The organism is Gluconacetobacter johannae (genome assembly GCF_014174305.1).
Lineage (GTDB): Bacteria > Pseudomonadota > Alphaproteobacteria > Acetobacterales > Acetobacteraceae > Gluconacetobacter > Gluconacetobacter johannae.
The window spans coordinates 123,245-149,446 of the sequence record NZ_JABEQH010000004.1; the positions used below are offsets into that span (position 1 = coordinate 123,245).

22 protein-coding genes and 1 riboswitch are annotated in these 26,202 nt (G+C 68.0%); of the genes, 16 read left to right on the forward strand and 6 right to left on the reverse strand.

What is annotated here, in order from left to right; genetic code table 11:
* Positions 1-23 precede the first annotated feature (23 nt).
* Both HLH21_RS04075 and aceA read right to left on the reverse strand, forming a co-directional pair.
* A complete protein-coding gene (locus tag HLH21_RS04075) occupies positions 24-2,237 on the reverse strand; it encodes a malate synthase G (protein WP_182941572.1) in 2,214 nt (737 codons plus the stop codon).
* A 54-nt stretch (positions 2,238-2,291) separates the two neighbouring features.
* The gene (aceA, locus tag HLH21_RS04080) at positions 2,292-3,599 is read right to left on the reverse strand and encodes an isocitrate lyase (RefSeq protein ID WP_182941574.1); all 1,308 of its coding nucleotides are present in this window, start codon (positions 3,597-3,599) and stop codon (positions 2,292-2,294) included.
* A gap of 144 nt (positions 3,600-3,743) precedes the next feature.
* On the opposite strand from aceA, the gene HLH21_RS04085 reads away from it, so the two are divergent.
* From HLH21_RS04085 to HLH21_RS04110, 6 genes are all read left to right on the forward strand, one after another.
* Complete coding sequence (locus HLH21_RS04085; RefSeq protein ID WP_182941576.1) at positions 3,744-5,186, forward strand: helix-turn-helix domain-containing protein; 1,443 nt, start codon at positions 3,744-3,746, stop codon at positions 5,184-5,186.
* A gap of 123 nt (positions 5,187-5,309) precedes the next feature.
* Entirely contained in the window at positions 5,310-7,268 is a 1,959-nt protein-coding gene (gene acs, locus HLH21_RS04090; RefSeq protein WP_182941578.1) for an acetate--CoA ligase, read from the forward strand.
* Between the two features lie 32 nt (positions 7,269-7,300).
* Positions 7,301-8,719 carry an amino acid permease gene (locus tag HLH21_RS04095; RefSeq protein ID WP_182941580.1) on the forward strand — a complete coding sequence of 473 codons (1,419 nt, stop codon included), beginning with the start codon at positions 7,301-7,303 and terminating at the stop codon, positions 8,717-8,719.
* Between the two features lie 73 nt (positions 8,720-8,792).
* On the forward strand, positions 8,793-9,599 hold the full coding sequence (locus tag HLH21_RS04100; protein ID WP_182941582.1) for a dienelactone hydrolase family protein: 807 nt from the start codon (positions 8,793-8,795) through the stop codon (positions 9,597-9,599).
* Complete coding sequence (locus tag HLH21_RS04105) at positions 9,566-10,492, forward strand: SDR family NAD(P)-dependent oxidoreductase (RefSeq protein WP_220789666.1); 927 nt, start codon at positions 9,566-9,568, stop codon at positions 10,490-10,492. Before HLH21_RS04100 ends, HLH21_RS04105 begins: the two co-directional genes overlap by 34 nt.
* A gap of 23 nt (positions 10,493-10,515) precedes the next feature.
* Positions 10,516-10,974 (forward strand): hypothetical protein, encoded by a 459-nt coding sequence (locus tag HLH21_RS04110; protein WP_182941584.1) that lies wholly within the window; start codon positions 10,516-10,518, stop codon positions 10,972-10,974.
* Positions 10,975-10,990: 16 nt separating this feature from the next.
* Here the strand turns inward: HLH21_RS04110 and HLH21_RS04115 are convergent, their stop codons facing one another.
* Complete coding sequence (locus HLH21_RS04115) at positions 10,991-11,938, reverse strand: fatty acid desaturase family protein (protein ID WP_182941586.1); 948 nt, start codon at positions 11,936-11,938, stop codon at positions 10,991-10,993.
* A gap of 383 nt (positions 11,939-12,321) precedes the next feature.
* On the opposite strand from HLH21_RS04115, the gene HLH21_RS04120 reads away from it, so the two are divergent.
* From HLH21_RS04120 to HLH21_RS04160, 9 genes are all read left to right on the forward strand, one after another.
* Entirely contained in the window at positions 12,322-13,422 is a 1,101-nt protein-coding gene (locus HLH21_RS04120) for an alkene reductase (RefSeq protein ID WP_182941588.1), read from the forward strand.
* Between the two features lie 24 nt (positions 13,423-13,446).
* Positions 13,447-14,649: an MFS transporter gene (locus HLH21_RS04125; RefSeq protein ID WP_182941589.1), complete on the forward strand. Its 1,203-nt coding sequence runs from the start codon at positions 13,447-13,449 to the stop codon at positions 14,647-14,649.
* A 63-nt stretch (positions 14,650-14,712) separates the two neighbouring features.
* Entirely contained in the window at positions 14,713-16,719 is a 2,007-nt protein-coding gene (locus HLH21_RS04130; RefSeq protein ID WP_182941696.1) for a M61 family metallopeptidase, read from the forward strand.
* A gap of 85 nt (positions 16,720-16,804) precedes the next feature.
* Entirely contained in the window at positions 16,805-17,362 is a 558-nt protein-coding gene (locus HLH21_RS04135; protein ID WP_373319659.1) for a TIGR00645 family protein, read from the forward strand.
* Positions 17,363-17,400: 38 nt separating this feature from the next.
* Positions 17,401-18,006, forward strand: a complete 606-nt coding sequence (locus HLH21_RS04140; RefSeq protein WP_246379192.1) for a trimeric intracellular cation channel family protein — start codon at positions 17,401-17,403, stop codon at positions 18,004-18,006.
* A gap of 95 nt (positions 18,007-18,101) precedes the next feature.
* Positions 18,102-18,308, forward strand: a complete 207-nt coding sequence (locus tag HLH21_RS04145; protein WP_182941593.1) for a TOBE domain-containing protein — start codon at positions 18,102-18,104, stop codon at positions 18,306-18,308.
* 5 nt (positions 18,309-18,313) lie between these two features.
* Positions 18,314-18,826, forward strand: coding sequence for a molybdopterin-dependent oxidoreductase (locus tag HLH21_RS04150; protein WP_182941595.1), 513 nt, complete (start codon positions 18,314-18,316; stop codon positions 18,824-18,826).
* A 10-nt stretch (positions 18,827-18,836) separates the two neighbouring features.
* On the forward strand, positions 18,837-19,712 hold the full coding sequence (locus HLH21_RS04155; protein ID WP_182941597.1) for an extracellular solute-binding protein: 876 nt from the start codon (positions 18,837-18,839) through the stop codon (positions 19,710-19,712).
* The gene (locus HLH21_RS04160; RefSeq protein ID WP_182941599.1) at positions 19,709-21,541 is read left to right on the forward strand and encodes an ABC transporter ATP-binding protein/permease; all 1,833 of its coding nucleotides are present in this window, start codon (positions 19,709-19,711) and stop codon (positions 21,539-21,541) included. The genes HLH21_RS04155 and HLH21_RS04160 overlap by 4 nt, the downstream gene beginning before the upstream one ends.
* 4 nt (positions 21,542-21,545) lie before the next feature.
* Here HLH21_RS04160 and HLH21_RS04165 read toward each other — a convergent pair whose 3' ends face one another.
* Complete coding sequence (locus tag HLH21_RS04165) at positions 21,546-22,169, reverse strand: LysE family translocator (RefSeq protein WP_182941601.1); 624 nt, start codon at positions 22,167-22,169, stop codon at positions 21,546-21,548.
* Positions 22,170-22,174: 5 nt separating this feature from the next.
* Positions 22,175-23,233 (reverse strand): threonine aldolase family protein, encoded by a 1,059-nt coding sequence (locus tag HLH21_RS04170; RefSeq protein ID WP_182941603.1) that lies wholly within the window; start codon positions 23,231-23,233, stop codon positions 22,175-22,177.
* 51 nt (positions 23,234-23,284) lie between these two features.
* A riboswitch (SAM-I-IV-variant riboswitch) is annotated at positions 23,285-23,390 on the reverse strand.
* A gap of 111 nt (positions 23,391-23,501) precedes the next feature.
* Here HLH21_RS04170 and HLH21_RS04175 point away from each other — a divergent pair.
* A complete protein-coding gene (locus tag HLH21_RS04175; protein WP_182941605.1) occupies positions 23,502-24,755 on the forward strand; it encodes an MgtC/SapB family protein in 1,254 nt (417 codons plus the stop codon).
* On the opposite strand, the gene HLH21_RS04180 is transcribed toward HLH21_RS04175, so the two are convergent.
* Positions 24,752-26,176, reverse strand: coding sequence for a protein adenylyltransferase SelO (locus tag HLH21_RS04180; RefSeq protein ID WP_182941607.1), 1,425 nt, complete (start codon positions 26,174-26,176; stop codon positions 24,752-24,754). The two genes, HLH21_RS04175 and HLH21_RS04180, sit on opposite strands and share 4 nt — an antisense overlap.
* Positions 26,177-26,202 lie beyond the last annotated feature (26 nt).

Here is a 26,202-nt window from a genome sequence, read left to right on the forward strand (position 1 = left end):
GGGCAGCGCCCCCTGTCGGCCCCCTACAGCGACGCCCGGTCCAGTTCGGGCGTCGTCTGCCGGGTGTGTGGGGCGGCATCCTTTGCCGCCCGCCGCCAGCGGTGCAGCGTGGCCTCGGTATAGCCGTTGGGTTGCACGGCGCCCTTGAACACCAGGTCGGAGGCGGCGCGGAAGGCCGGCCCGGTCATGTTGCGCGACAGGGGGCGATAGCCGGCCTCGTCCCGGTTCTGGTCGTCGACGATGCTGGACATGCGCGCCATCGACGCCCGCACATCGTCCTCCGAGACGACGGCGTGACGCAGCCAGTTCGCCACATGCTGCGAGGAAATACGCAGGGTCGCCCGATCTTCCATCAGCCCGACATCATGCAGGTCCGGCACCTTGGAGCAGCCGATGCCCATGTCCACCCAGCGCACGACATAGCCCAGGATGCCTTGTATGTTGTTGTCCAGTTCCTCGCGGATTTCGGCGGCCGACCAGTCGGGCGTCCGGGCCAGCGGCAGGGTCAGCAACGGTTCGATCGGCGCCGGCGGCACGGTTTGCAGACGCGCCTGGACCGCGGCGACATCGGTGAAATGATAATGCAGCGCGTGCAGCGTCGCCGCCGTGGGCGAGGGCACCCATGCCGTGTTGGCGCCGGCGCGGGGATGCGCCGATTTCTGCGCCATCATGTCGGCCATGCGGTCGGGCATCGCCCACATGCCCTTGCCGATCTGGGCCTTTCCCTTCAGGCCGCAGGCCAGGCCGATGGCCACGTTGCGCTGCTCGTAGGCCGCCATCCAGGGTTCGGCACGCATGTCGGCCTTACGCACGACGGGGCCGGCCTGCATGCAGTAATGGATTTCGTCGCCGGTCCGGTCCAGGAAGCCGGTATTGATGAAGACCACCCGTTCGCGGGCGGCATGGATGCAGGCGGCCAGGTTGGCGCTGGTGCGCCGTTCCTCGTCCATGATGCCCATCTTGATGGTGTTCGGCGCCAGGTCCAGCAGGCGTTCGACCCGTGCGAACAGGGCGTTCGACAGGGCGACTTCCTCCGGCCCATGCATCTTCGGCTTGACGATATAGATCGACCCCGCCCGGCTGTTGGTCGTCCGCGACCCGCCGCGCAGATCATGCAGGCCGATGGCCGCGGTGATCGCCGCGTCCAGTACGCCTTCGGGCACCGGATGGTCGGCCTGGTCCAGGACCGCGTCGGTGAACATGTGATGGCCCACGTTGCGGATCAGCATCAGGCTGCGTCCGGGCAGCGCCAGTGTCGTGCCATCGGGCGCGGTATAATGGCGATCGGGGGCCAGGCGCCGTTCCAGCAGGCGGCCGCCCTTGCGGAACGAGGCCGTGAGCGTGCCCTGCATCAGGCCCAGCCAGTTGCGATAGACCAGGATCTTGTCCTCGACATCCACGGCCGCGACGCTGTCCTCGCAATCCATGATGGTGCTGAGCGCGGATTCGGCGATGACGTCCGACACGCCGGCGCGGTCGCGGCTGCCGATCGCCGAGGAGCGGTCGAAGCACAGTTCGATATGCAGCCCGTTATTGCGGAGCAGGACGACGCGCGGCGCGTGGGCGGGACCCGAGAACCCGGCGAATTGCGCCGGTACGCGCAACCCGGCGGGGGCGGAGCCGTCCCCGAAATCGGCGACCAGCCCGCCGTCCGTGACGTGATAGCGCGTCACGTCCGCGTGGTTGCCGCGCGCCAGGGGCATGATCTCGTCCAGCAGCAGCCTGACGCGACGGATCACCAGGTCTCCGCGTGCGGTGTCGAAGGCGGCGCCGGGAATGCAGCCGCCGGTGTACGGTTCGGCGTCCGTGCCGTACAGCGCGTCATACAGGCTGCCCCACCGTGCGTTGGCGGCATTCAGGGCGTAGCGGGCGTTGGTGACCGGCACCACAAGCTGCGGGCCGGCGATCCGTGCGATCTCGTCATCGACATGCGTGGTCGTGATCGAGAAAGCCTTCGGTTCCTTCGCGATATATCCGACATCGTGCAAGGTCTTGATCTGCGCCCCGATGTCGCCCGGGTCATGCCCGGGCGATGTCAGGATCTGGTCCACGGCCTGCTGCATCAGGCGTCGCCGCGCCAGTGCGTTCAGGATCTTCGGCGTGAAGGTGGCGACGATTTCGGAAAATCCGGTCCAGAAACGGGTGGCGTCGACACCCGTGCCGGGCAGGACCTCCTGCGTGACGAAATCGTCAAGGGCGTGGTCGATACGCAGTTGGCCGATCGTGCGACGGGACATGATGTTTCCCCCAAAAACGTTAGTCTGGACAGTGATTTTCCGAACGTGAAAAGATCAGGCGGGTGCGGTGTTCTTGTCGAACGACACATCGGCGTGGAACTGGTCGGTTTCCGTCGAGCCCGCCATGGCGGCGGTGGAGGTATGCCCACCCCCCGCCACGGTCGCGACGGCGTCGAACCAGCCCGTGCCGACCTCGCGCTGGTGGCGCGTGGCGGTGTAGCCGTCGACCTCGGCCCCGAACTCGGCTTCCTGCAGTTCGGAATAGGCCGCCATGCCGCGTTCCGCGTAGCCGTGCGCCAGCTTGAACATCGAATAGTTCAGGCTGTGGAAGCCGGCCAGCGTCACGAACTGGAACCGGTAGCCCATCGCGCCGATGGTGCGCTGGAATTCGGCGATTTCGCGCGGCGACAGCTTCTTCTTCCAATTGAAGGAGGGCGAGCAGTTATAGGCCAGCATCTTGCCCGGATACTGCTTGTGGATGGCTTCGGCGAACTGCTCGGCCTCCTTCAGGTTGGGCTCCGACGTCTCCCACCACAGCAGGTCGGCATAGGGGGCGTAGGCCAGCGAGCGGGCGATGGCGTAGTCCACGCCCAGGCCCTCGCGGATGCGGAAGAAGCCTTCGCGGGTGCGCTCGCCGGTCAGGAACGGCCGGTCGCGTTCGTCGATGTCCGACGTCAGCAACTGCGCCGCGTGGCTGTCGGTGCGGCAGATCAGCACGGTGGGCACGCCTTCGACATCCGCCGCCAGGCGCGCCGCGTTCAGCGAGCGGATATGCTGGCTGATCGGGATCAGCACCTTGCCGCCCAGATGGCCGCATTTCTTCTCCGACGCCAGTTGGTCCTCGAAATGCACGCCGGCGGCGCCCGCCGCGATCATCGCGCGCATCAGTTCGAAGACGTTCAGCGGGCCGCCGAACCCGGCCTCGGCGTCCGCCACGATCGGGGCCATCCAGTACTGGCCGCGATCGCCTTCCTGGGTCGCGATCTCGTCACAGCGGCGCAGCGCATTGTTGATGCGGCGCACGACGTTGGGCACCGAATTGACCGGATACAGCGACTGGTCGGGATACATCTCGCCCGCCAGGTTGGCGTCGGCCGCGACCTGCCAGCCGGACAGGTAGATGGCCTTCAGCCCGGCCTTGACCTGCTGCATCGCCTGGTTGCCGGTCAGCGCGCCCAGCGCGTTGATGTAGGGCTCGGTCTTCAGCAGGTGCCACAGGCGCGCGGCCCCCATTTCGGCCAGGGTATGGCGGATGCGGAACGAGCCGGACAACCGCGCCACGTCGCGCGCGTCATGGTCGCGCTGGATGCCGGCGAAGCGTTCCGGATCGTTCATGAAGGTTTCGATGGATTCGATGGACATTGACGGACCCCCTTCTTCGATCGTCTTGTTTCATCAGTTAAGGGGGATGCGCTAATATGCGCCATATAAAAGAGGATAGGCGAAGATGAATGCTGTAAATGGTTTTACAAGTCGTTTTGTGTATTTGTAAAACGAGGAAAAATCATGGCCCCTACGCGCATCGGCCGCATCATCCGGCGGCTGCGGACCGAACGGTCGCTGTCCCAGCAGGGACTGGCCACGCGGCTTGGCATATCGTCCAGTTATCTCAACCTGATCGAGCATGACCAGCGCAGCGTGACGGCGTCGCTGCTGATAAAGCTGACGCGGGCGCTGGACGTATCGATCGAAACCCTGTCGGGCGTTGACGAACATCGGCTGGAAGGCCTGTTGCACGAGGCCCTGTGCGACCCGCTGCTGGGCGCGCATGGGGTGCCGGCGCAGGAAATCGCCGTCCTGGCGGCGCAGCCCGACGCCGCGCGGGCGGTCCTGACGCTGCATCAGGCGTTCCGGGCGGCCCATCACGACGCGACGCGCCTGATGCTGCCCACCGGCACGCGCGTGATCCTGCCGCAGGAGGAGGCGCGTCTGGTCTATGACGAGCGCCTGAACTACTTTTCCGAGCTGGAGGAGGCCGCCGAACGGGTGCGTACGGACATGGCGCATGGCGCGCGCCTGCCCGACGCCGATGCGCTGCCGCCGTCGGAAAGCAACCATATGATCGCGACCCGGCTGCGCCGGCATCATGGAATCGTGGTGCGGATCGCGGCCCTGGACGGGGCGTTCCGGCGCTACGATCCCGACAGCCGCCTGCTGCTGCTGTCCGACCTGCTGCCGCGGGAAAGCCGTGGATTCCAGCTTGCGTTCCAGCTGATGCTGATCGAGGGCCGCGACAGCGTGGAGCGCCTGCTGCACGACATCGCGCCCAGCAGCGAGGAGGCACGCCTGTTTATCCGCATCGGCCTGGTGAACTATGCCGCCGCCGCGCTGCTGATGCCGTATTCGGCCTTCCTGTCGGCCGCGACCGCGTTGCGCTACGACCTCGATATCCTGTCCGCCCGCTTCGGAGTGTCGTACCAGCAGGCGGCGCAACGGCTGTCGACCCTGCAGAAGCCCGGCGAACGCGGCGTGCCGTTTTTCTTCGTGCGGACCGATCCGGCGGGCAACATCACCAAGAGTTTTTCCGCCTGCGGTTTTCCGGTGCCGCGCCAGGGAAATTCCTGCCCGCAATGGAACGCCAATACCTGCTTTTCCACGCCCGGCGTCACCCAGGCGCAGGTGGCGCAGTTCACCGACGGCCGGACGTTCCTGTGCTTCTCGCGCACGGTCACGGGCATTTCAACCGGATGGAACGATATCCGCCCGGTGCATGCCATCGCCATGGGATGCGACATCACCCGGGCCGGCGAGATCGTCTATTCCGATCGGCTGAATCTTCAGGCCCCGGCCATACCTGTTGGAATTTCCTGTCATTTGTGCGAATGGACCGAATGCCGGTCGCGTGCGTTCCCCCCTTTGCATCACCGCCTGGCGCCGGACATCAATCGCCGGGATTCGCTTCCGTTCACCTTCACCCCGGTGCCGTCGTCCGGTTCGGGGGATAGCTGATCCCCAAAGCCGGCATGGGAATAAGGCTCGTGTCACGGGGACGAAGCCGTTATATTCGCCAGTGGAAAAGACGCCCAAGAAATCGGATTTCATACCGATCAACCCATACGGATTGAACAGGCCGTGTCAGAATCATCAATTTTCCCCGCTCCCCCATCCTTCGCGGCGCAGGCCGCCGTGGATTCCGCCCGCCTGCGCCAGATGAAGGATGATGCGCTGCATCATCCGGAACGGTTCTGGCTGGAACAGGCCGGACGCATCGCGTGGGCCTCGTTTCCCACCATCGCGTCGTCCTCGTCATTCGAGGGCGACATCGCGATCCGCTGGTTCGCGGACGGCAGGCTCAATGCCAGCGTCACCTGCCTCGACCGCCATCTGGCCGAACGCGGCGACCAGGTCGCGCTGGTCTGGCAGGGCCAGGACGAGGGGCAGGTCGAACGGCTGACCTACCGGGCGCTGCATGAACGGGTCTGCCGGATGGCCAACGTGCTGCGCGACCTGGGCGTGGGGCGCGGCGACCGGGTGGCGATCCATCTGCCGATGGTCGTCGAAGGCGTGGTCGCGATGCTGGCCTGCGCGCGGATCGGCGCGGTTCACGTCGTCCTGTTCGGCGGCTTCTCGGCCGAAGGGCTGGCGGACCGGCTGGTGAACAGCGGCGCCGTCGTCGTCCTGACCGCGGACGAAGGGCGCCGGGGCGGCAAGCGCATCCCCCTGAAGCCGACGATGGACGAGGCCCTGGAGCGCGCCACGGGGCATGATGTGCGGCATGTGCTGGTCCTGGCCGTGACGGGCGCCGAAACGCCGATGCGCGCCGGGCGCGACCTGGCGCTGGCCCCCCTGCTGGCGGCGGCGGCGGCCGACTGCGCGCCCGCCATCATGGAGGCCGAGGCCCCGCTGTTCGTCCTGTATACCTCGGGCAGCACCGGCAAGCCCAAGGGCATGGTCCATACCACCGGCGGCTACATGGTGTGGGCGTCCTACACCCATGCCCTGGTCTTCGACCACAAGCCGGGCGACATCTTCTGGTGCACGGCGGACATCAGCTGGATCACCGGCCACACCTACGTGGTCTACGGACCGCTGGCGAACGGCGGTACCGTGGTCCTGTTCGAGGGGCTGCCGTCCCACCCCGCGCCGGGGCGGTGGTGGGAGGTGATCGACACGCACAAGGTCACGACATTCTATACCGCGCCCACCGCGATCCGCGCCCTGATGCGCGAGGGCGACGATGTCGTCGCCCGATATGCCCTGTCCAGCCTGCGCCTGCTGGGCAGCGTGGGCGAACCGATCAGCGCCGACGCCTGGCTGTGGTTCCACGATGTGGTCGGCCGGGGCCGCTGCCCGGTCGTCGATACCTGGTGGCAGACCGAAACGGGCGGCATCCTGATCGCCCCGGTCCCGGCGGCCGTGCCGCAGAAGCCCGGTTCGGCGACGTTGCCGCTGCCGGGCGTGGAGTGCGTGCTGCTGGACGACAAGGGCCGCATCGTCACGGGCGAAGGCGAGGGCTGCCTGTGCATCGCCCGGTCGTGGCCGGGGCAGGCCCGGACCATCTGGGGCGACCATGCGCGCTTTCGCCAGACCTATTTCTCGTTCCATGAAGGCTATTATTTTTCCGGCGACGGGGCGCGGCGGGACGCGGACGGCTATTACTGGATCACCGGCCGCATCGACGACGTCATCAACGTGTCCGGCCATCGCATCGGCACGGCGGAGGTCGAGGACGTGGTCGCGACCGATCATCGTTTCGCCGAGTGCGCCGCAGTGGGCGTGCCCCACGACCTGAAGGGCCAGGGGCTGGTCGTCTTCGTCGTGCCGCGCGGCGGGGCGGACCCGGCCCTGGCGCAGGAAGCCGCCCTGGTCATCAGCCGCGGGATCGGGCGATACGCGGCCCCCGAACAGGTCTATGTCGTGCCGGACCTGCCCAAGACGCGATCGGGCAAGATCGTCAGGCGCCTGCTACGCAAGATCGCCAGCAACGAACTGGACGCGCTGGGCGACCTGTCGACACTGGCCGACGCTACGATCGTCGAGCGGCTGATCGTGGATGTCGCGGTTGTTGAACAGACTGGCGCAGTACCGTAACGTTTCCCCGGCAATTGACAGGGGGCGAGCAGATGGCCGGACTTTCGCGGCGGCCCGGATCGACCGATCCGGGCAGGCTCAAGACTCGTCATGTCTCGATGATCGCGTTCGGCGGCATCGTCGGCGCGGGCCTGTTCGTGGGCAGCAGCGTGGCCGTGGCGGGGGCCGGGCCCGCCGTCCTGCTGGGCTACATGGCGACCGGCGCGCTGGTCATGGTCGTGCTGCGCGCGCTGGGCGAGATGCTGCTGGCCGTGCCGGGCCGGGGGTCGTTCATCGACTATATCCGGCTGGGCAACGGCGAATGGGCCGGGTTCCTCAGCGGCTGGCTGTACTGGTTCTACTGGGTCATCGTCATCGGCAGCGAGGCGATCGCGGGGGCCATCCTGCTGCGGGACTGGGTGCCGCTGCCGATCTGGATGCTGGCGGTGCTGCTGGTGCTGATGGTCAAGCTCATCAACATGATATCGGTCGATCTGTTCGGCGAATGCGAATTCTGGCTGGCGGCGGTCAAGCTGGTCTGCGTCGTGGGGTTCATCGGGACCAGCCTGCTGTTCGTCCTGCACGGGCTGGGCCACGCCCCCCATGTGATGGCGAACCTGACGGCGCATGGCGGCCCGATGCCGCATGGCGCGCTGGCGATCGTGGGCATGATTCCGACGATCCTGTTCTCGATGATGGGGTCGGAAACGGCGACCGTCGCGGCCGCCGAGACCGAAGACGCCGAGTCCAATATCGCACGGGTCACCCGCACCACCGCCATGCGGATCTCGCTGTTCTATGTCAGCTCGATCGGGCTGATCCTGTGTTCGGTGCCCTGGACGGATATCCTGCCGGGACACTCGCCCTTCGTGACGGCGATGGTGGCGATGGGCATCCCCGGAGCAGCGTTGATTATCCAGTTGGTGGTCTTCAGCGCGATCTTTTCCTGCCTCAATTCCAGCATCTACATCACCTCGCGGGTGCTGCTGGGGCTGGCGGCGGCGGGGGAGGCCCCGCGCTGGTTCGGCGGGGTGTCGGCGCAGGGGGTGCCGACGCGCGCCGTCGTCGTCAGCAGCCTCTCCGGGCTGCTGGTCGCGTTTTCGTCCATCCTGGCGCCGAATACGATCTTCGCCTTCCTGCTGGGCGCCAGTGGGGCGGTGATCCTGCTGGTCTATATGCTGATCGTCACCGCGCATCTTGCGGTGCGGGGCAGGCTGGAACGGGCGGGCCATCGGTTCGCATTTCCCACGCTGCCGTTCTTTCCCTGGCTCAATTACCTCGTGGTGGCGGGGATGGGCGGAATCTACAGCGCCATGCTGCTGGACGTGCGGCAAAGGGCGACCGCCCTGTCCAGCCTGGGCTGCGCCCTGTTCGTGCTGGCGCTGTACGGCGTCCGGCGCTACGTGGCGCTGCGTCGGTCGCGGGACGCCGAGCCCGCGACAGGCGCGGTGCTGGAACCGCGGCAGGTCTGAGACGCTTCGTGTCCACGGCCGCATACCCCCTGTCCGCCGGGGACGCGGGGGCGGACGCTTTCGGGATTGTCCGATGATCTGTTCCAGCCGATTGACCGGATGTGCGGCGCTTCTCCTCGGCATCCTGGCCGCCCCGCCCGCATGGGCGCGGATGGTTGCAAAGCCGGTGGGCTGGGCGCTGGACGGGATGCGGTTCCAGAGCGTCCTGGTCTATGACGACGCGGTCGCGACAAGGCGTCCGGGCCTGGTCATGGTGCCCAACTGGCATGGTGTGAATGCGATCGCCATCGACAAGGCCAAAATGATCGCGGGGCGGGATTACGTCATCCTGCTGACCGACATGTACGGGGCGACGATCCGCCCGGCCGATGACGGGCAGGCGATGGCGGCGGTGAAACCCCTGCTGTCCGATCGCGTGCTGATGCGCGCGCGCGTCCGGCGGGCGCTGGATGAACTGAGGTCCCAGGCCGCGACGGCGCCGATCGACATGTCCCGCCTGGCCGCCATCGGCTTCTGCTTCGGCGGGGCCGCCGTGCTGGATCTGGCGCGCAGCGGGGCGGACGTGAAGGCGGTCGTGTCGTTCCACGGAAACCTGACGACGGACGACCCGGCGCTGGCCCGGCACATCAGGGCGGACGTGCTGGTCATGAACGGCGCCGACGACGCGACGACATCCCCCGACTTCGGCGCCTTCCTGGACGAGATGCGGCAGACGCCCACGGACTGGCAGTTTGTGGTGATCGGCCATGCGGTGCATTGTTTCACCGAGACCGAGGCGACCGCCCCGACCGGCATGTGCCGCTATGACGCCAGGGCGGCGGCGCGGTCCTACGCCCTGATGCGGCAATGGCTGGCCGCGCGCTTTACGCGCGCCCCCTGATCCGGGCCGGCTCGCCCCCGGCGATGGAGGACGAGAACATGAACCATATCTGCATCCAGCCTTCCCGCGTCGCGATCGTGACCGGCGGCGCCTCGGGGATCGGGCTGGCGGCCTGCCGGGCCTTTGCCGGCCTGGGGCTTTCGGTCGTCGTCGCGGATGTGAACGCCGAGGGGCTGGCCCGCGCGGTCGAGGACATCGCGGCGGCGTCGCCCCGCGGGCGCGACGCGGTGCGCGGCCTGCGGTGCGACGTGACGGTGCGCGAGGATCTGCAGATGCTGGAGGCCGAAGCCCGCGACGCCTTCGGCCGGGTCGATATCCTGATGGCCAACGCGGCAGTGCAGCCGGGCAGCGATATCCTGGGGCCCGATGACGCCTGGGACCGGATTCTGGACACCAACCTGCATGGCGTGATCCGCACGGTGCAGGCGGTCCTTCCGGGCATGATCGCGGACGGGCATCCGGGGCTGGTGATCGTCACCGGGTCCAAGCAGGGGATCACGACCCCGCCGGGCGATCCGGCCTATAACGTCGCCAAGGCCGGGGTGAAGGCCTTCGCCGAAGCGGTGCAGCACGACCTGCGGAATCGACCGGGATGCCGGATTTCCGCACATCTGCTGATTCCGGGCTTCGTCTTCACGCCGCTGACGGCCAACGGCCGGACCGAAAGGCCCGCCGGGGCGTGGACCCCCGCCCAGACGGTCGATTTCATGATGCAGGGACTGGCGCGGGGCGATTTCTACATTCTCTGTCCCGACAACGAGGTGACGCGACAGGTGGATGAACGCCGGATGCTCTGGGCCGCGAGCGACATCATCGAGAACCGCCCGCCACTGTCGCGCTGGCATCCGGACTATGCGGATCGGTTCGAGGCATTCCTGCGGGGCGCCGGCTGACGGACGTGAGGGATACGCCCCCCATGGTCCCTGCGCGCATCCTGCGTGCCGTTGTCGCCGGGATGGCGATCTGCGGCATGGCGGCGCAGGCGCCGGCCGCCTGGGCGCAGACGGGATGTGGCCCCGGTGCGTTCGGCTGTGCGCCCAACCCGGCCGACCGCGCCCGGATACGCATGCAGTTGCAGACCGAGATCCAGCAGCGGCAATTTTCTGCCCGCCAGCGGGGCCTGGAACAGGTGGAACGGGATCGCGCCCGGCTCGACCAACTGGGGCAGCAGCCGGCGGGGCCGCCCGGTTCGCCCGCCGAAATGGAGCGGCAACGACAGGCGCAGGCCCTGCGCGAGGATATCGACCGGCAGACGGCCGCCACGCGCGGCCTGTACCAGGCGCAGCCGATGGGGCCGGGGGCATGGAGCATCCGGAACCCGCAGGGCGTGCCGCAGGCGACCTGTCGCGAGGTCGGGCGTGTCCTGGTGTGCTGAGCGCTCGCGGCCGTCGTCAGCTTGACGGGGCCGCCCGGCCGAGCGTGCGGAAATCCACCATCCGGCCGGCGTCCTCGTCCCAGATCCGGTGGCTCCAGACCTCGGCCCAACTGTCCCGCAGGCCCAGCGTCTTCACGTTGTGGAAGACCGGGTTGGCGTGATGGCATGCCTCCAGCAGGTAATTGGGGATGCCGGGGGCGGCATGATGCACATGATGGTAGCCGATCGAGGCGGAAAACCATTGCAGGACGTGCGGAAGCTTGAACAGCGAGCAGCCGGTCAGCGCCGCGTCGAAGGAATTCCAGGTGGCGTCGGCCTCCCAATGCACGCCCTCGAACTTGTGCTGCACCAGGAACAGCCAGATGCCGAAGACGCTGGCCGGGTAGATCACCAGCACCGAGACCATCAGCATGGTCGCATATCCCACCACATGGCCGAGGGTGGCGTAGATCAGCAGGATCGCGACATTGGTCAGGTGCACGCCCAGACGCTCGCGCCACCAGCCCTTCGGGGTGTCGAACGGATAGCGGTAAACAAGGAAGAAGATGATGGGCGGCATGACGAACATCGACAGGAACGGCTGGCTGGCGATGCGGTAGGACAGTTTCTGCATCGTCGACATGGCGCGATATTCCGCCACGGTGATGCAGTCGGAATAGATGTTCGACATCTTTCCCCTGCTGGCGATGTTGTTCCACGATCCATGATGGATCCCGTGGTGACGTCGCCAGTGGTCGTAGGGGGTCAGCGTCAGCACCGAGCACAGCCGGCCGGCCCAGTCATTGGCCCAGGCCGTGCGAAAGAGCGACCCGTGCCCGAAATCATGCTGCAGGACGAATGTCCTGACCGACAGGCCGGACGCTATCGGCGCCAGCAGCAGGACGCTGTAATGCCCATGGTAAATTCCGACGTAAATCAGTGCGTAACATAATAAAAGAAGGAAAATTGTCGTCGAAACCTGCAAAAAACTGCGAATAGTGTCAGATCTCTGAAAATTTTTTATGGATTTCAAGGCGGTATGATTGGATGACACGGTGGCTCCACGAAAATGGCGTGCTTTCAATGATTGTTGGTTAGAGATTGTCATGAAGTGTTTCAAGTTATTATCCATCGTTGACACAATTTAATAAAAATTCTCTATCATTGTTTCGATATGTTATTTGTAACAAAAATTTCTTTAAATCGTGATCTTCGTAGTCCCATCGCCGTTCGACCGAACCTCGCGCGTCACCTGTTCCTTTGTTTCCAAGATCCTGTGCCGGCCCGCATGGTTCGCAGGATGCGCCCGGTGGGATATCCACGGACCGGCCAGGCGCCGTGCGGCGCCGTTTCCCGAAGGATCATCGCATGCTGTTCACGCCCTATCGGCTGGGTCTTCTCGATCTTCCCAACCGCATCGTCATGCCGCCGATGACACGCTCCCGCGCGGGGCAGGGCGACGTCGCGACCAGCCTGATGGCGGACTACTATGCCCAGCGCGCCTCGGCCGGCCTGATCGTCAGCGAGGGGACGCAGATCAGCCCGCAGGGCCAGGGCTATGCCTGGACACCGGGGATCTACAGCCCCGCGCAGATTGCCGGCTGGCGGCGGGTGACCGACGCGGTCCACGCGCGCGGCGGGCGGATCTTCGCCCAGTTGTGGCATGTCGGGCGGGTATCGCACGTGGCGTTGCAGCCGGGCGGGGGCGCGCCGGTGTCGTCCTCGCCGCTGCTGGCCGAGGGGGTGAAGGTGTTCATAGACCCCGACCGGCGCGGACCGGAGGCCGGCGTCGGCGAAATGGTGCAGCATTCCGCCCCCAGGGCGCTGACCGTGGCGGAAATCGCAGGCGTCGTGCAGGAATTCGCCCAGGCGGCGCGCAATGCGCTGGAAGCCGGCTTCGACGGGGTCGAACTTCATGCCGCCAACGGCTACCTGATTAACCAGTTCATCGATTCGCAGGCCAATACCCGGACCGACGCCTATGGCGGGTCGCTGTCGAACCGCCTGCGTTTCCTGCGCGAGGTCACCCAGGCCGTGGCCGAAATCGTGGGCGGGGAGCGTATCGGCGTGCGGCTGGCGCCGCTGACCACCTTGCAGGGGGCGGTGGACGACACCCCGCAGGCGACCTACCTGGCCGCCGCCCGGGTGCTGGACGAGATCGGTGTCGCCTACCTCCATGTCGCCGAGGCCGACTGGGACGATGCGCCCCATATGCCGCCGGCCTTCAAGGAGGCGCTGCGCCTCGTCTATGGCGGCACGCTGGTCTATGCCGGGAAATATACCCTGGCCCGCGCCGAGGATGCCCTTCGCCGGGGCTGGGCCGACCTGATCGGCTTCGGCCGTCCGTTCATCGCCAATCCCGACCTGCCGGCGCGGCTGCAACGCGGCCTGGGGTTGACCGAACCGGACGCCAGCCGGTTCTTCGGCGGCGCGGGGGCGGGGTATGTCGATTATCCGGTCGCCGGCTGATCGCAGGCGCATAAGGAGGAACGCATGAACGATATCCGAACACGGCGCGTGCATCCGGGCGTGCTGGCGCTGGCCGTCACGTCCTTCGCCATCGGCGTCGCCGAATTCGTGGTGGTGGGCATCCTGCCCGCCATCGCGGGCGACCTGAAGGTGTCGCTGGACCGGGCGGGCGAACTGGTCGGGCTGTATGCGCTGGCCCTGGCCGTGGGGACGCCGCTGGTCGTGCTGGCGCTGGCGCGCTTTCCGCGCAAGCCGGTGCTGCTGGGGCTGGTCGCGGTGTTCCTGGCGGGCAATCTGCTGTCGGCGATGTCGGTCGATTATGCCTCGCTGCTGGTGGGGCGGATGGTCACCGCCGTGGCGCATGGCAGCTTCTTCGCCATCGGCGCGACGGTCGCGGCCGGGCTGGCGCCGCGCGACCAGGCCAGCCGGGCGATCGCCATCATGTTTTCCGGCCTGACCCTGGCGATGGTGATCGGCGTGCCGCTGGGCAGCATCCTGGGCAACGGGATGGGGTGGCGCCTGCCGTTCTTCGCGGTCGCGGCCCTGGCGGCGCTGGCCCTGGCGGCGACGGCGTGGTGGCTGCCGTCGATGCCGGCGCCGCGCGTCGGGCGGATGTCCGCCCAGCTTGCGGCGCTGGGCCAGCCGTCGATCCTGGCGATGATGTGTGTGACCGTCCTGGGGTTCGGCTCCAGCTTCGCGGCCTTCACTTTCATCACGCCGATCCTGACCGGGCTGACCGGCTTTTCCTCGACGACGGCCAGCGTGCTGCTGGTGGTGTTCGGCGCCGCGACCCTGGTGGGCAATCTGGCCGGCGGCCGGTTCGCCTCATCGTTGGGGTGGCAGCCGGCATTGCGCCTGCTGTTCGCGTTGCTGGGGGCGGCGCTGGCGGTCATCGGCCTGACCCTGTCCTATCCGCTGCCCATGGTCGTCATGCTGTTCATCTGGGGCGTGCTGGCGTTCGGCATGTCGCCCGGCGTGCAGGCCGCCATGCTGGAAACGGCGGAACGCGATGCCCCGCAGGCGGTGGATTTTGCCTCCGGCCTCAATATCTCGTCATTCAATCTGGGCATTTCGCTGGGCGAGACGGTCGGCGGCGCGCTGGTGGCGCACGGGCATCTGGGCCTGACGCCCTGGGCCGGCGTCGTCAGCGTCGTCGCCGCGCAGGCGCCGCTGGCCTGGATGGGAGCCAGGGCGCGGCGCGCGGGGGCGATCGGGGATATGGCATAGATCGGATCGCAGCGGGGCATCGTGACAGGGCGGATCGTTCCATGCCATTTCGGATGGACGATGATGGCAACCGATCGGCCCCGGAAGGTGCATATCTTGAGTCTGCTCCGGAAACGTTTTCTCGCCCTGTCCCTGACCACCGCGCTGGCCGCCGCGCCGGCGTTCGGCCGGCCCGCCCAGGCCGAGGCCCCCCAGCCCCGGCAACTGGCGCTGCCCGAGTCCGTTCCCGCCCCGCGTGACGTGCCGTTCGGCGGGACCATCAGGCTGGACGTCGATGCGACGGACCTAATGCGGCACATCTTCACCGTCCGTGAAACGGTGCCGGTGCCCGACGCCCTGGCCGCGACGGGCGGGGACCTGACCCTGCTCTATCCGATGTGGCTGCCGGGCAATCATTCGCCGACCGGGACGCTTGACCAGTTCGGCGGCCTGACCGTGCAGGCCGGCGGCGCGCCGGTCGAATGGACGCGCGACACGGTGACGGTCAGCGCCTTCCACCTGAAGGTGCCCAAGGGGGCGCATGCGCTGGATGTCCGCTTCCAGTTGCTGTCCCCGGTCTCGCCCGAGGAAGGGCGCGTGGTCATGACGCCGGACATGCTCAACGTCCAGTGGAATGCGCTGGCGCTGTACCCGGCGGGATATTTCACGCGGCGGATCACGGTGCAGGCCGATTTGCGCCTGCCGGCGGGCTGGCAGTACGGCACGGCGTTGCGCGCACACGGGGCGACGGGCGGCGCGGTTGTCGCGTTCGATGCGGTGCCGTTCAACACGCTGGTGGATTCGCCTTTGTTCGCCGGACGGTATTTCCGCCGCATCGACCTGGCGCCCGGCGCCGCCGCGCCGGTGACGCTCAACCTGGTGGCGGACAAGCCGGCGGAACTGGCGGCGACCGACGCGCAGATCAGGGCCCATCAGGCGCTGGTGACGCAGGCCGGGTTGCTGTATGGCGCGCACCATTACGATCATTACGACTTCCTGCTGGCCCTGACCAATGAACTGGGCCGCATCGGCCTGGAACATCACCGGTCGAGCGAGAACAGCGGCCCGCGCGGCTATTTCACCGACTGGGACAAGACGTTCGCCGCGCGCGACCTGCTGGCGCACGAATATACCCATTCCTGGAACGGCAAGTACCGCCGCCCGGCCGATCTGTGGGCGCCGGATTTCAACACGCCGCAACGTGGGTCGGGCCTGTGGGTCTATGAGGGGCAGACCCAGTACTGGGGCTATGTCCTGGCGGCGCGGTCCGGCCTGATGACCGCCCCGCAGGTGGTCGAGGCGCTGGCCGGGGTCGCGGCGACGTACGACATGCGGCAGGGCCGGACCTGGCGTCCGTTGCAGGACACGACGAACGACCCGGTCATTGCCCGGCGTTCCCCCCTGTCGTGGCGAAGCTGGCAGCGGAGCGAGGATTATTATTCCGAAGGGCAGCTTGTCTGGCTGGATGCCGACACGCTGATCCGCAAGCTGTCGGGCGATACGCGGTCGCTGGACGATTTCGCGCGCCATTTCTTCGGCGGCGACGACGGCAGCTTCGGGACCAGCACCTACGGTTTCGACGATGTCGTGCACGCCTTGAACGACATCCAGCCATACGACTGGGCTGCGTTCCTGCACCAGCGCCTGGACCGGACGTCGACGCACGCGCCGCTGGACGGGTTTGCGCGCGCGGGCTACCGCCTGGTCTATACCGACAGGCCGAACGACTATCTGACGTCCTATGCCGCCATTCGGCATGTGACGGATTTCAGCTTCTCGCTCGGGTTCATGCTGGGCAAGGGCGGCAGCGTGGCGAATGTCGAATGGGGCAGCCCGGCCTGGCGGGCGGGCATGACGCGGGACGAGCAGCTTGTCGCGGTGAACGGCGAGGCCTATGACCCCGACGTGCTGAAGGATGCGGTCGTCGCGGCGCAGGCCAGGGACGCGGCGCCGCTGACGGTGCTGATGCGCGCGGGCGATCGCTACCTGACGCTTTCCATCCCGTATCATGCCGGCCTGCGCTATCCGCATCTGGAACGGGTTGCCGGCACGCCGGACATGCTGGCGGCCATCCTGACGCCGCGCCACTGAGGGCCGGGAGCGGATTACGGCGTTCCGTGCGGGAGAAAGCCATGACAGCGGTGCGGTCGGTGTGTAGGGTCCGCGCATGACCAAGATGGACGGACCCCACCCCCAGGATGCCTCGTCACGCCCGGAACATGTCGCCGAGCGTGCCTTCTTCGCCACGCGCTGGCTGGCGGCCCCGCTCTATCTCGGCCTGGCGGTCGGGCTGATCGTCATCCCGGTCAAGTTCTTCCAGTTGGCCTGGGGGTTGCTGGCCCATGTGTTCGTCCTGCAATTCGACGATGTATTCGTCGGAATCCTTGATCTGATCGATCTGGTGATGCTGGCGAACCTGCTGCTGATCGTCATGTTCTCGGGCTACGAGAATTTCGTGTCGCGGCTGGATATCCGCGAACATCCCGATTTTCCAAGCTGGATCGGGCATGTCACCTTCGGCGATATCAAGCTGAAGCTGATGGCGTCCATCGTCGCCATGTCCGGGATTCATCTGCTGGCCGACTTCATCCGGGTCGATGCCATGACCAACCGCGCGCTGGCCTGGACCGTCGGGATCCATCTGGCCTTCGTCGCCTCGGGCGTGCTGCTGTCGGTGATGGACCGCCTGATGGAGCCGGGCGGGGGACATCCCGCCTCGGCCACCGATCACTAGGGTCCGTTTCGAGTCCGGTGATGCGGATCGGGCTGGGAATGGTCATCCTGTGTGCCGACCTGGCCGGAACGGTGGTGTTCGCCGCCGAGGGCGCGATGGCGGCGATGATGCGGGGGCTGGATCTGTTCGGGATCATGGTCGTGGCATTCGTCGTGGCGCTGGGCGGCGGCATGATTCGGGATGTGCTGATCGGCGCCGTCCCGCCCAGCGCCATCCGCGACTGGCGTTATCCGGTGCTGGCGTTCCTGACGGGCCTGGGGGTGTTCGCCTGCCGCCGCATGCTGCATGTCGCGCCCGGCGGGCATGTGCTGGCGGTGCTGGACGCGGCAGGCCTGTCGCTGTTTGCCGTGGCCGGGGCGGAAAAGGCGTTGTCGCATGGAATCGGGCCGCTGGCGGCGGCCCTGATGGGCATGCTGACCGGGGTGGGCGGCGGCGTGATGCGTGACGTCCTGCTGGCGCGGGTGCCGCTGATCCTGGTGTCCGACATCTATGCCACGGCGGCGCTGGCCGGGGCGTCGGTGGTGGTCGCCGGGCGGCGGCTGGCCCTGCCGGCGGCGGCGGTTGCCGGTGCGGGCGCGATGACCTGTTTCTGCCTGCGGCTTGCGGCCCTGCGCTATGGCTGGCGGCTGCCTGGGGGAATGTAATGACAAAAAGTCGGAACCGCCCTATACTATGGATTGGTAGCATACCAGACATAGTATGGTAGTATACCTGACATAGTAACAGAGGCAGAACGACTATGAAGCTGAGCGCCAGAAACCAGATCGCCGGAAAGGTCGTGACCGTGGAAAAAGGTCAGACCACAGGCCACGTTCACATTGACGTGGGTGGGGGGATCATCATCACCTCCTCGATCACGAACGAAGCGATTGACGAACTGGCCCTGAAGGCCGGCGATGACGCCGTCGCCATCATCAAGGCGTCCGACGTTCTGGTCGGCAAATAAGCGGCATGCGCCCGATCGCGCATTGGGCGCTGGTTGCCGCGTTGTCCCTGTCCGCCGGGACGACATGCCCATCCGCGCGTGCGCGCGCGGATGGGCTGGTCGTTCGCGACACGGCTGGGGTGGCGCATCGCCTGAGCATGGCGGACCTTGCCGCCCTGCCGGTGGTCCGCATCACGGTGCCGCCGGGCAAGGACCACACTGCGCCGCGCGGGTTCGAGGGACCGCTGCTCTGGTCGGTGCTGTCCCGCGCCGGGGTGGTCGGCGGCCCGCCACGCGACCTGGCGGCGCGTGCGATCCTGCTGGAAGGGGCGGACCGCTATCGCGCGGCCCTGGCGATGGGCGAGGTCGCGCCCGATTTCGAGGGCAAGCAGGTCATCCTGGCCCAACGCATGGACGGCGCCGACCTCGGCCCGGCCCATCTGAGGATCGTGGTGCCGGGCGACCGGCGCGGGGCCCGTGGGGTGCATGATCTGACAGGGATTTCGATTGTCGTCCTTTCGCCCGACGCGGCGCAATAACGGGTGTGCGATGCATAGACGCTCATTCCTGCTGGGGGCGTTGGCCGGGGGGATGCCGGCCGTCATCCTGGCCCGTGCCGAAGGGGCGGAAACGGTCAGCGTGCTGTATGCGGGCTCGCTGCTGAGCCTGATGGAAAAGGGCATCGGCCCGGCCTTCGATGCGCGGGGCGACGGCGCCTTCGTGGGATATGCCGGCGGGTCGGGTGCATTGGCGAACCAGATCCGCGGCGGATTGCGCCGCGCCGACATTTTCATCAGCGCCAGCCCGAAGCTGAACGACACGCTGGGCGCCGGGCATGGCGATCGGGTCCGCTGGTATATCGAATTCGCCCGTTCGCCCCTGATGATCGGCTACGACCCGCGCAGCCGCTTCGCCGCCGACCTGAAAACCCGTCCATGGCACGAGGTCCTGCAACTGCCCGGACTCCGCATCGGCCGGACCGACCCGGTGCTGGACCCCAAGGGGGCGTTGACGGTGCAGATGCTGCAACGGGCGGAGGCGGCGTACCATCTGCCCGGCCTGGCGTCCCGGGTGCTGGGCGCGCCCGATAATCCGCAGCAGGTCCGGCCGGAGGAAAGCCTGGTCGGCCGCCTGCAATCGGGTCAGGTCGATGTCGGTTTCTTCTACGCCACGGAAACCGCCGACCTGCATATTCCCGCCATCGCCCTGCCGCCCGACATCGTGGTGGCGGCGCATTATACGGTCACGATCCTGCGCGATGCGCCCAACCCGGCGGGGGCCGAACGATTCGTCGCCTTCCTGCTGGGCCGGGAAGGGCGCGCGATCCAGCGCCGGCATGGGCTGGACACGGTGGGGCCGACCCTGACCGGCGACGCCGCTGCCCTGCCGGACCTGCTGCGTCCGTTCGTCGCCCCCGGTAAATGAGGCGTACGCCCGGGGCGATCCGGATTCTGGGCGGTGTCCTGACCCTGTATCTGCTGGCGCCGTTCGTGGCGGGCCTGTCGCGGATGGGCGACGCGGACTGGCGCGGCGTCGACCGGGCGGCCCTGCTGCACGCGGCGGGCGTGTCGGTGGCCAGCGCCACGGCCGCGACCGCGCTGGTTGCCGTGGCGGGCGTCCCGCTGGGCTATGTCCTGGCGCGCGGGCGCGGCTGGCGGGTGGCGGTGCTGGGGGGCGTGGTGCAGTGGCCGCTGGCCCTGCCGCCGCTGGCCAGCGGTATCCTGCTGCTGTTCCTGCTGGGCTATAACGGGGTGCTGGGCGGGCTGACGCATGGCGCGCTGACCGAATCCTTCGCCGGAATCGTGCTGGCCGAGGCTTTCGTCGCGGCGCCCTTCCTGATCGTCGCGGCCCGCTCGGCCTTCGCGGCGGTCGACCCGGCGCTGGAAGATGTCGCGGCGACCCTGGGGTACGGCCCCGGCGCGGTGTTCCGCCGCATCGGCCTGCCCGTGGCCCGGCGCGCCATCCTGGCCGGGCTGCTGCTGGCGTGGCTGCGTGCGTTCGGCGAATTCGGGGCGACGATGATGGTCGCCTACCATCCGTATTCGCTGCCGGTCTTCACCTATGTCGCCTTCGGGGGCGCGGGGCTACCGGCCATGCTGCCGGTGCTGGCGCCCACCCTGGCGGTGGCCGCCACCGTCCTGGTGCTGGGGCAGGTCGTGGCCGTGCCGCGCCGCCGTGGGCGCGCACCGTCACGCGATGTGCTGCCGCCTGTCGCGGCCGGCCCGGCAGCCACGGGGCCGGGGCGGACATTGGTGCTGGACCTGCGCCAGAACCTGGAGGGTTTCACCTTGCGGGTGGAGTACCGCACCCAGGCCCGGCGGCTGGCGATCCTTGGCGCCTCCGGGTCGGGCAAGTCCATGAGCCTGCGTACCATCGCGGGGCTGGAGCGCGGGGCGGGCTCGGTCGTCCGGTGCGATGGCCGCGATCTGGCCGCCCTGCCGCCCGAGGCGCGCGGCATCGCCTATGTCCCGCAGGGGTATGCCCTGCCGCCGCATCTGACGGTGGCCGAGCAGGTGCGCTTCGCGGTGGACAGCAATCCGGCGCTGGTGGCGCACTGGGTGGCGGCGTTCGGGCTGGCGGACCTGTCGCGACGCTACCCGCATGAACTGTCGCCCGGCCAGAGGCAGCGCGTGGCGCTGGCGCGGGCGCTGTCCCGGCCATCGGCCGGCCTCGTGCTGCTGGATGAGCCGTTCTCGGCGCTGGATGCGCCGCTGCGCGCCCGGCTGCGACAGGACGTCCTGGCGGTGCAGGGCGGGGTGCGGGCGACGACGATCCTGGTTACCCACGACCCGGCCGAGGCGATGCTGCTGGCCGACGAACTGCTGCTGCTGGATGGGGGGCGCGTTATCCGGGCGGGCCCGGTGGACGAGGTCTTCTCCCGCCCCGGGGGCGAGATCGCGGCGCGCCTGCTGGGGGCGCGGACGATCGGCGCGGGAGACGTGCTGTCACCCACACGGATCGACATCGGCGGCGGCGTCGCGCTGCGGGTCGCGGGCGCGCCCCTGACGCCTGGCGCGCGCGTGCGCTGGGCGGTGCGGCCACATCAGGTCCGGCTGGATGGGCGGGGGGAGTATCCGGCCACGATCCTGCATCGTGGGGCGGTCCGCGACGGGCAGCGATCGGTCCGCCTGCGGCTGGGGGAGGCAGTCCTGGATATCGTCGCCGACCCGTCCTGCCCGGACATCGGCCCATGCCGGGTCATGATCGACCCCCTGGCGTTCCAGGTCTGGCCGCACGACGGGCATGGACCCTGACGATCTACCGCCGGTCGTGCAGCAGCAGGATGCCCCCGAACAGGACGAACAGCGAACCGCTGGCCCGCTGCAGGCGCCGCCGCCAGGCCGGGCGGGTCAGCACGGTCGACAGCCGCGCGCCGCCGGTGGCGTAGATCAGCATCCACAGCGTTTCGGTCGCGGCCGAGGTCGCGATCAGCAGGGCGTATTGCGGGGGCTGCGACGCCGACGGATCGACGAATTGCGGCAGGAACGACGCCGCGAAGATGATCGCCTTGGGGTTGCTGATGCCGACCAGAAAGGACGTGGCCAGCGACGCGCCAGCCGAAACGGCGGCCTGCCCGTCGATGGCCGGCCCGTCCGCCGACCGGTCCAGCCATGCCCGCAGGCCAAGCTGGATCAGGTAGAATGCACCGGCATATTTCACGATGCGGAACAGCGTGGGCGATGCCGTCAGCACCGCGCTCAGCCCCGCGGCGGACGCGCTCAGCAGCACGATCAGCGCCAGCAGGCATCCGGCCATGCTGTGGGTGCATCTGCGTAGCCCGTGCCGGGTGCTGAACGTCATGATATGCGTCATGTTTGGCCCCGGAATGGCCGACAGCAGGAACACGGCGTTCAGATACAGCAGCCAACCCTGGAGCGTCATGACGGTCAGGACCCTTCGGGTGACAGGCGCGCGCCCGTGATGTCGCGCAGGTCCTGCACCAGGGCGTCGATCCGCGCCCGGTCGGAATCCCAGGCGAACATGAAGCGCGCGCTGTCGCCGATGAAGTTGTAGAAGACCCAGCCGCGTTCATGCAGCGCCGCCATGACGTCGGGCGGCAGCTTGAGGAACACCGCGTTGGCCTGGACGGGAAACAGGATCTCCACTCCCGGCAGGCCGGCGACCTGAGCGGCGAAATGCCGCGCGCAGGCATTGGCGTGGGCCGCATTGGCGCGCCAGGCGCCGGTTTCGAACATCACGGCCCACGGGGCGGACAGGAAGCGCATCTTCGACGCAAGCTGCCCTGCCTGCTTGCAGCGGTAATCGAACCCGTTGGCCAGCGCGCGGTCGAAGAACAGCACGGCCTCGCCGATCGCCATGCCGTTCTTGGTGCCGCCGAAGCTCAGCACATCCACGCCGGCGCGCCAGGTCATGTCCGCCGGGCTGCATCCCAGGCTGTCGATCGCATTGGCGAAACGCGCGCCGTCCATATGCAGCCGCAGGCCCAGTTCCCGGCAGGTCCGGGCGATGTCGCCGATTTCCTCCAGGCTGTAGAGCTGTCCGGTTTCCGTCGGCTGCGTGATGGTGACGGCGCGCGGGCGCGGGAAATGGATGTCGGTGCGGCCCAGCGCGAACGCGCGGATGGCGTCCGGGGTCAGTTTTCCGCCTTCGCCGCGCGCCACCAGGATCTTCGCGCCGTTCGAGAAGAATTCCGGCGCCCCGCATTCGTCGGTTTCCACATGGGCGGTGTCGGACGCGATGATGCTTTCATAGGACTGGCACAACGCCGCCAGGGCCAGCGAATTGGCGGCCGTGCCGTTGAAGACGAAGAACAGTTCGCAATCGGTCTCGAACGTGGTGCGGAAGGCGTTTGCCGCGCGTACCGTCCACGGGTCGTCGCCGTAGGCCTGGGCCGACCCGCGATTGGCCTGCTCGATCGCGCGCATGGCGTCGGGGCAGATGCCTGCGTAATTATCGCTGGCAAATTGCTGTTGCGTATGGGGCATCGGGTCGCGGGCCTTTCGTCGTCGGTTCATCGCGAACGAAATGACGTGCGGCTCCTGTCCGTTGTTTGCCGGATCGGCCACATCTTCCCGTACGGGAACGCCACCTTGCTCGGATGCAGGTTGGTGTCGGGCGTGAACCCGACTCTGGATGCGGGCCGATTGATAGCGCATGGCCCGCCCCACGACAATCCGGTATCGGAAAGCCTGCGTTGTGCAAAGGGCAACGGCATGGTTCCCTGTCGCCGGCAGGGGGCGGGTGAGGGCCTTGATGAAACTGGTTGCGGATCTTCTGGCTACACTGGGCCTGGGTTTTTTCTTCGGCCTGGCGTTCGAGGAATTCCATCGCAACGATACCCGCACGCGGCCCGGCGGCGTCCGCACCTTTCCGCTGCTGGCGCTGTGCGGTGCGCTGCTGTTCTGGCTGGTCCCCGGCAATCCGCTGCCGTTCTGCGTCGGCCTTCTGGTGCTGGGCGCGTGGCTGGCGCTGTTCTATGCGGCGCGCCTGCGGGGCGAGGGCGATAACGGCATCGTCGTGCTGGTGTGCAACCTGCTGGCCTATCTGCTGGGCGCGGTGGTCATGGCCGGTCCGCGCTGGGTCGCGGTCGGCGGGACGGTGGGGGCGGTGCTGCTGCTGACGGGCCGCGACTGGCTGCACGCGCTGGCCCGGCGCGTGGGCCTGGACGAGATCGTGACCGCCGGCAAGTTCCTGATCCTGACCGGGCTGGTGATGCCGCTGCTGCCGGACACGCCGGTCACCCGCCTGACCGGCCTGACGCCGCATCAGGTGTGGCTGGCGGTGCTGGCGATCTGCACGGTGTCCTATGCCAGCTACCTGCTGCAACGCTATGTCGCGCCGAAGGGAACGGGGGTGTGGGTGGCGCTGCTGGGCGGCCTCTACTCCTCGACCGCGACGACGATCGTGCTGGCGCGCCGTCTGGGGGGCGCCGGGTCCGACCGGCGCCAGACGCAGGCGGGCATCGTCCTGGCCACCGCGATCATGTACCTGCGCCTGACGGTCATCGTGGGCGTGTTCGACTGGCCGCTGGCGCTGCGTCTGGCGCCGCTGGCGATCGGGCTTGCCGCCTGCGGGGGGCTGGTCGCCGCCATCCTGTACCGGCGCGGCGCCCAGGACCCGGCGGCGGCGCAGGCTGCGCCGCGTGGTCCGTCCAATCCGCTGGAACTGACGACGGCGCTGGTCTTCGCGGCGCTGTTCGTCGTGATCTCGGTCGCCACCGGCTGGGCGCGCGCCCGTTTCGGGGTGGCGGGCCTGTATGCCCTGGCCGCCGTCGTGGGGGTCAGCGACATCGACCCCTTCGTGCTGGGGCTGGCGCAGGGCGGCGCGCCGGGCACGCCGGTCGCGGCGGCGGTGCTGGCCATCCTGATCGCGGCATCGTCGAACAATGTGCTGAAGGCCGCCTATACGCTGGGTTTCGCCGGCCGCCGGCATGGCGCGTTGCCGGCCGCCCTGCTGGTGCTGCTGGGGGCGGCGGGGATCGGGGCGGCGGTCATGCTCGGCGGCTAGGTCCCGCAGAATGTCGCCCGGACGCGCTCGGCGACCAGGGGTGGCCGCTCATAGTCGGGATTATCCGCGAAGGGAGCCGTGACCGCCGCGAGCAGCGCCTCGAAAGGCCCGAAATCGCCCTTCTCGGCGGCTTCGATGACGGCCTCGATCCGATGGTTGCGGGGGATGACGGCCGGATTGACGCGCCGCATCTTCACGCGCGCGTCCGGCGGCGCGCACCCTTCCGACGCCAGCCGCGCCTGCCAGCGCGCGCGCCAGGCCGCAAAGCCGTCCAGTTCGGGGAAATCCGGCTCGGGGTCCGCGAGACGACGGAAGCTCCATGTGAAATCGGCGGAGGCGGCCTGCAGCAGGTCCAGCCAGTCCGAAATCAGACGCCGATCGTCCGGCTCGTCCGTTTCCAGCCCCAGCTTGCGGTGCATCAGCACATCGGCCGCCTGCTCGTAGCGTTCGCGGAAGGCCATCAATACCGGCTCGAGACGGTTCACCGCGGCCTGTGGATCGGCGTCGATCAGCGGCATCAGCGTCTCGGCGAGACGGGCGAGATTCCACATGGCGATGTGCGGCTGGTTCGCATAGGCATAGCGGCCGCCCCGGTCGATCGAACTGAACACCTTCGACGGGTTGTACTCGTCGAGGAACGCGCAGGGGCCGTAGTCGATCGTCTCGCCCGAGACCGTCATGTTGTCGGTGTTCATCACGCCGTGGATGAAGCCGAGGCTCATCCAGCGGGCGATCAATGCCGCCTGTGCGCTGACGACGGCATCGAAAAATGCCAGATAGCGGTCCTGCTGGCCCACAAGGTCGGGATAATGCCGCACGATGGCGAAATCGGCCAGCGCCCTCAGCCCTTCCTCGTCCTTGCGGGCGGCGAAATACTGGAAACTGCCGACCCGGATGTGGCTGGAGGCCACGCGCGCCAGAACGGCGCCGGGCTTGAGCGTGTCCCGCGCCACGGTCTCGCCCGTCGCGACGGCGGCCAGGGTGCGCGTGGTGGGCACACCCAGCGCCGCCATGGCCTCGCTGACCAGATATTCGCGCAACACCGGCCCCAGCGCGGCCCGGCCGTCGCCCCGCCGCGAGAAAGGCGTGGGCCCCGATCCCTTGAGCTGGATCTCGTAGGGGCGGCCATGCACATCCACCCCGTCACCCAGAAGAAGGGCCCGTCCGTCGCCCAGCACAGGCACGAACTGCCCGAACTGATGCCCCGCATAGGCGGTGGCGATCGGCGTCACGCCGGCGGGAAAGGCGCTGCCCGCCAGCATGGCGACCCCTTCCGGCCCGGCAAGCCAGTCGGGGTCGAGGCCAAGATCGCGGGCAAGCCCGTCATTCAGCTTCAGCAGGCGCGGGGCGCTGAGCGCGCTGGGGTCGATGCGCGCGAAAAAACGCGGCGGCAGGGTGGCGTAGTTATTGGCAAGCTGCATGGCGCGCCTCCGGGCCGATTGACACT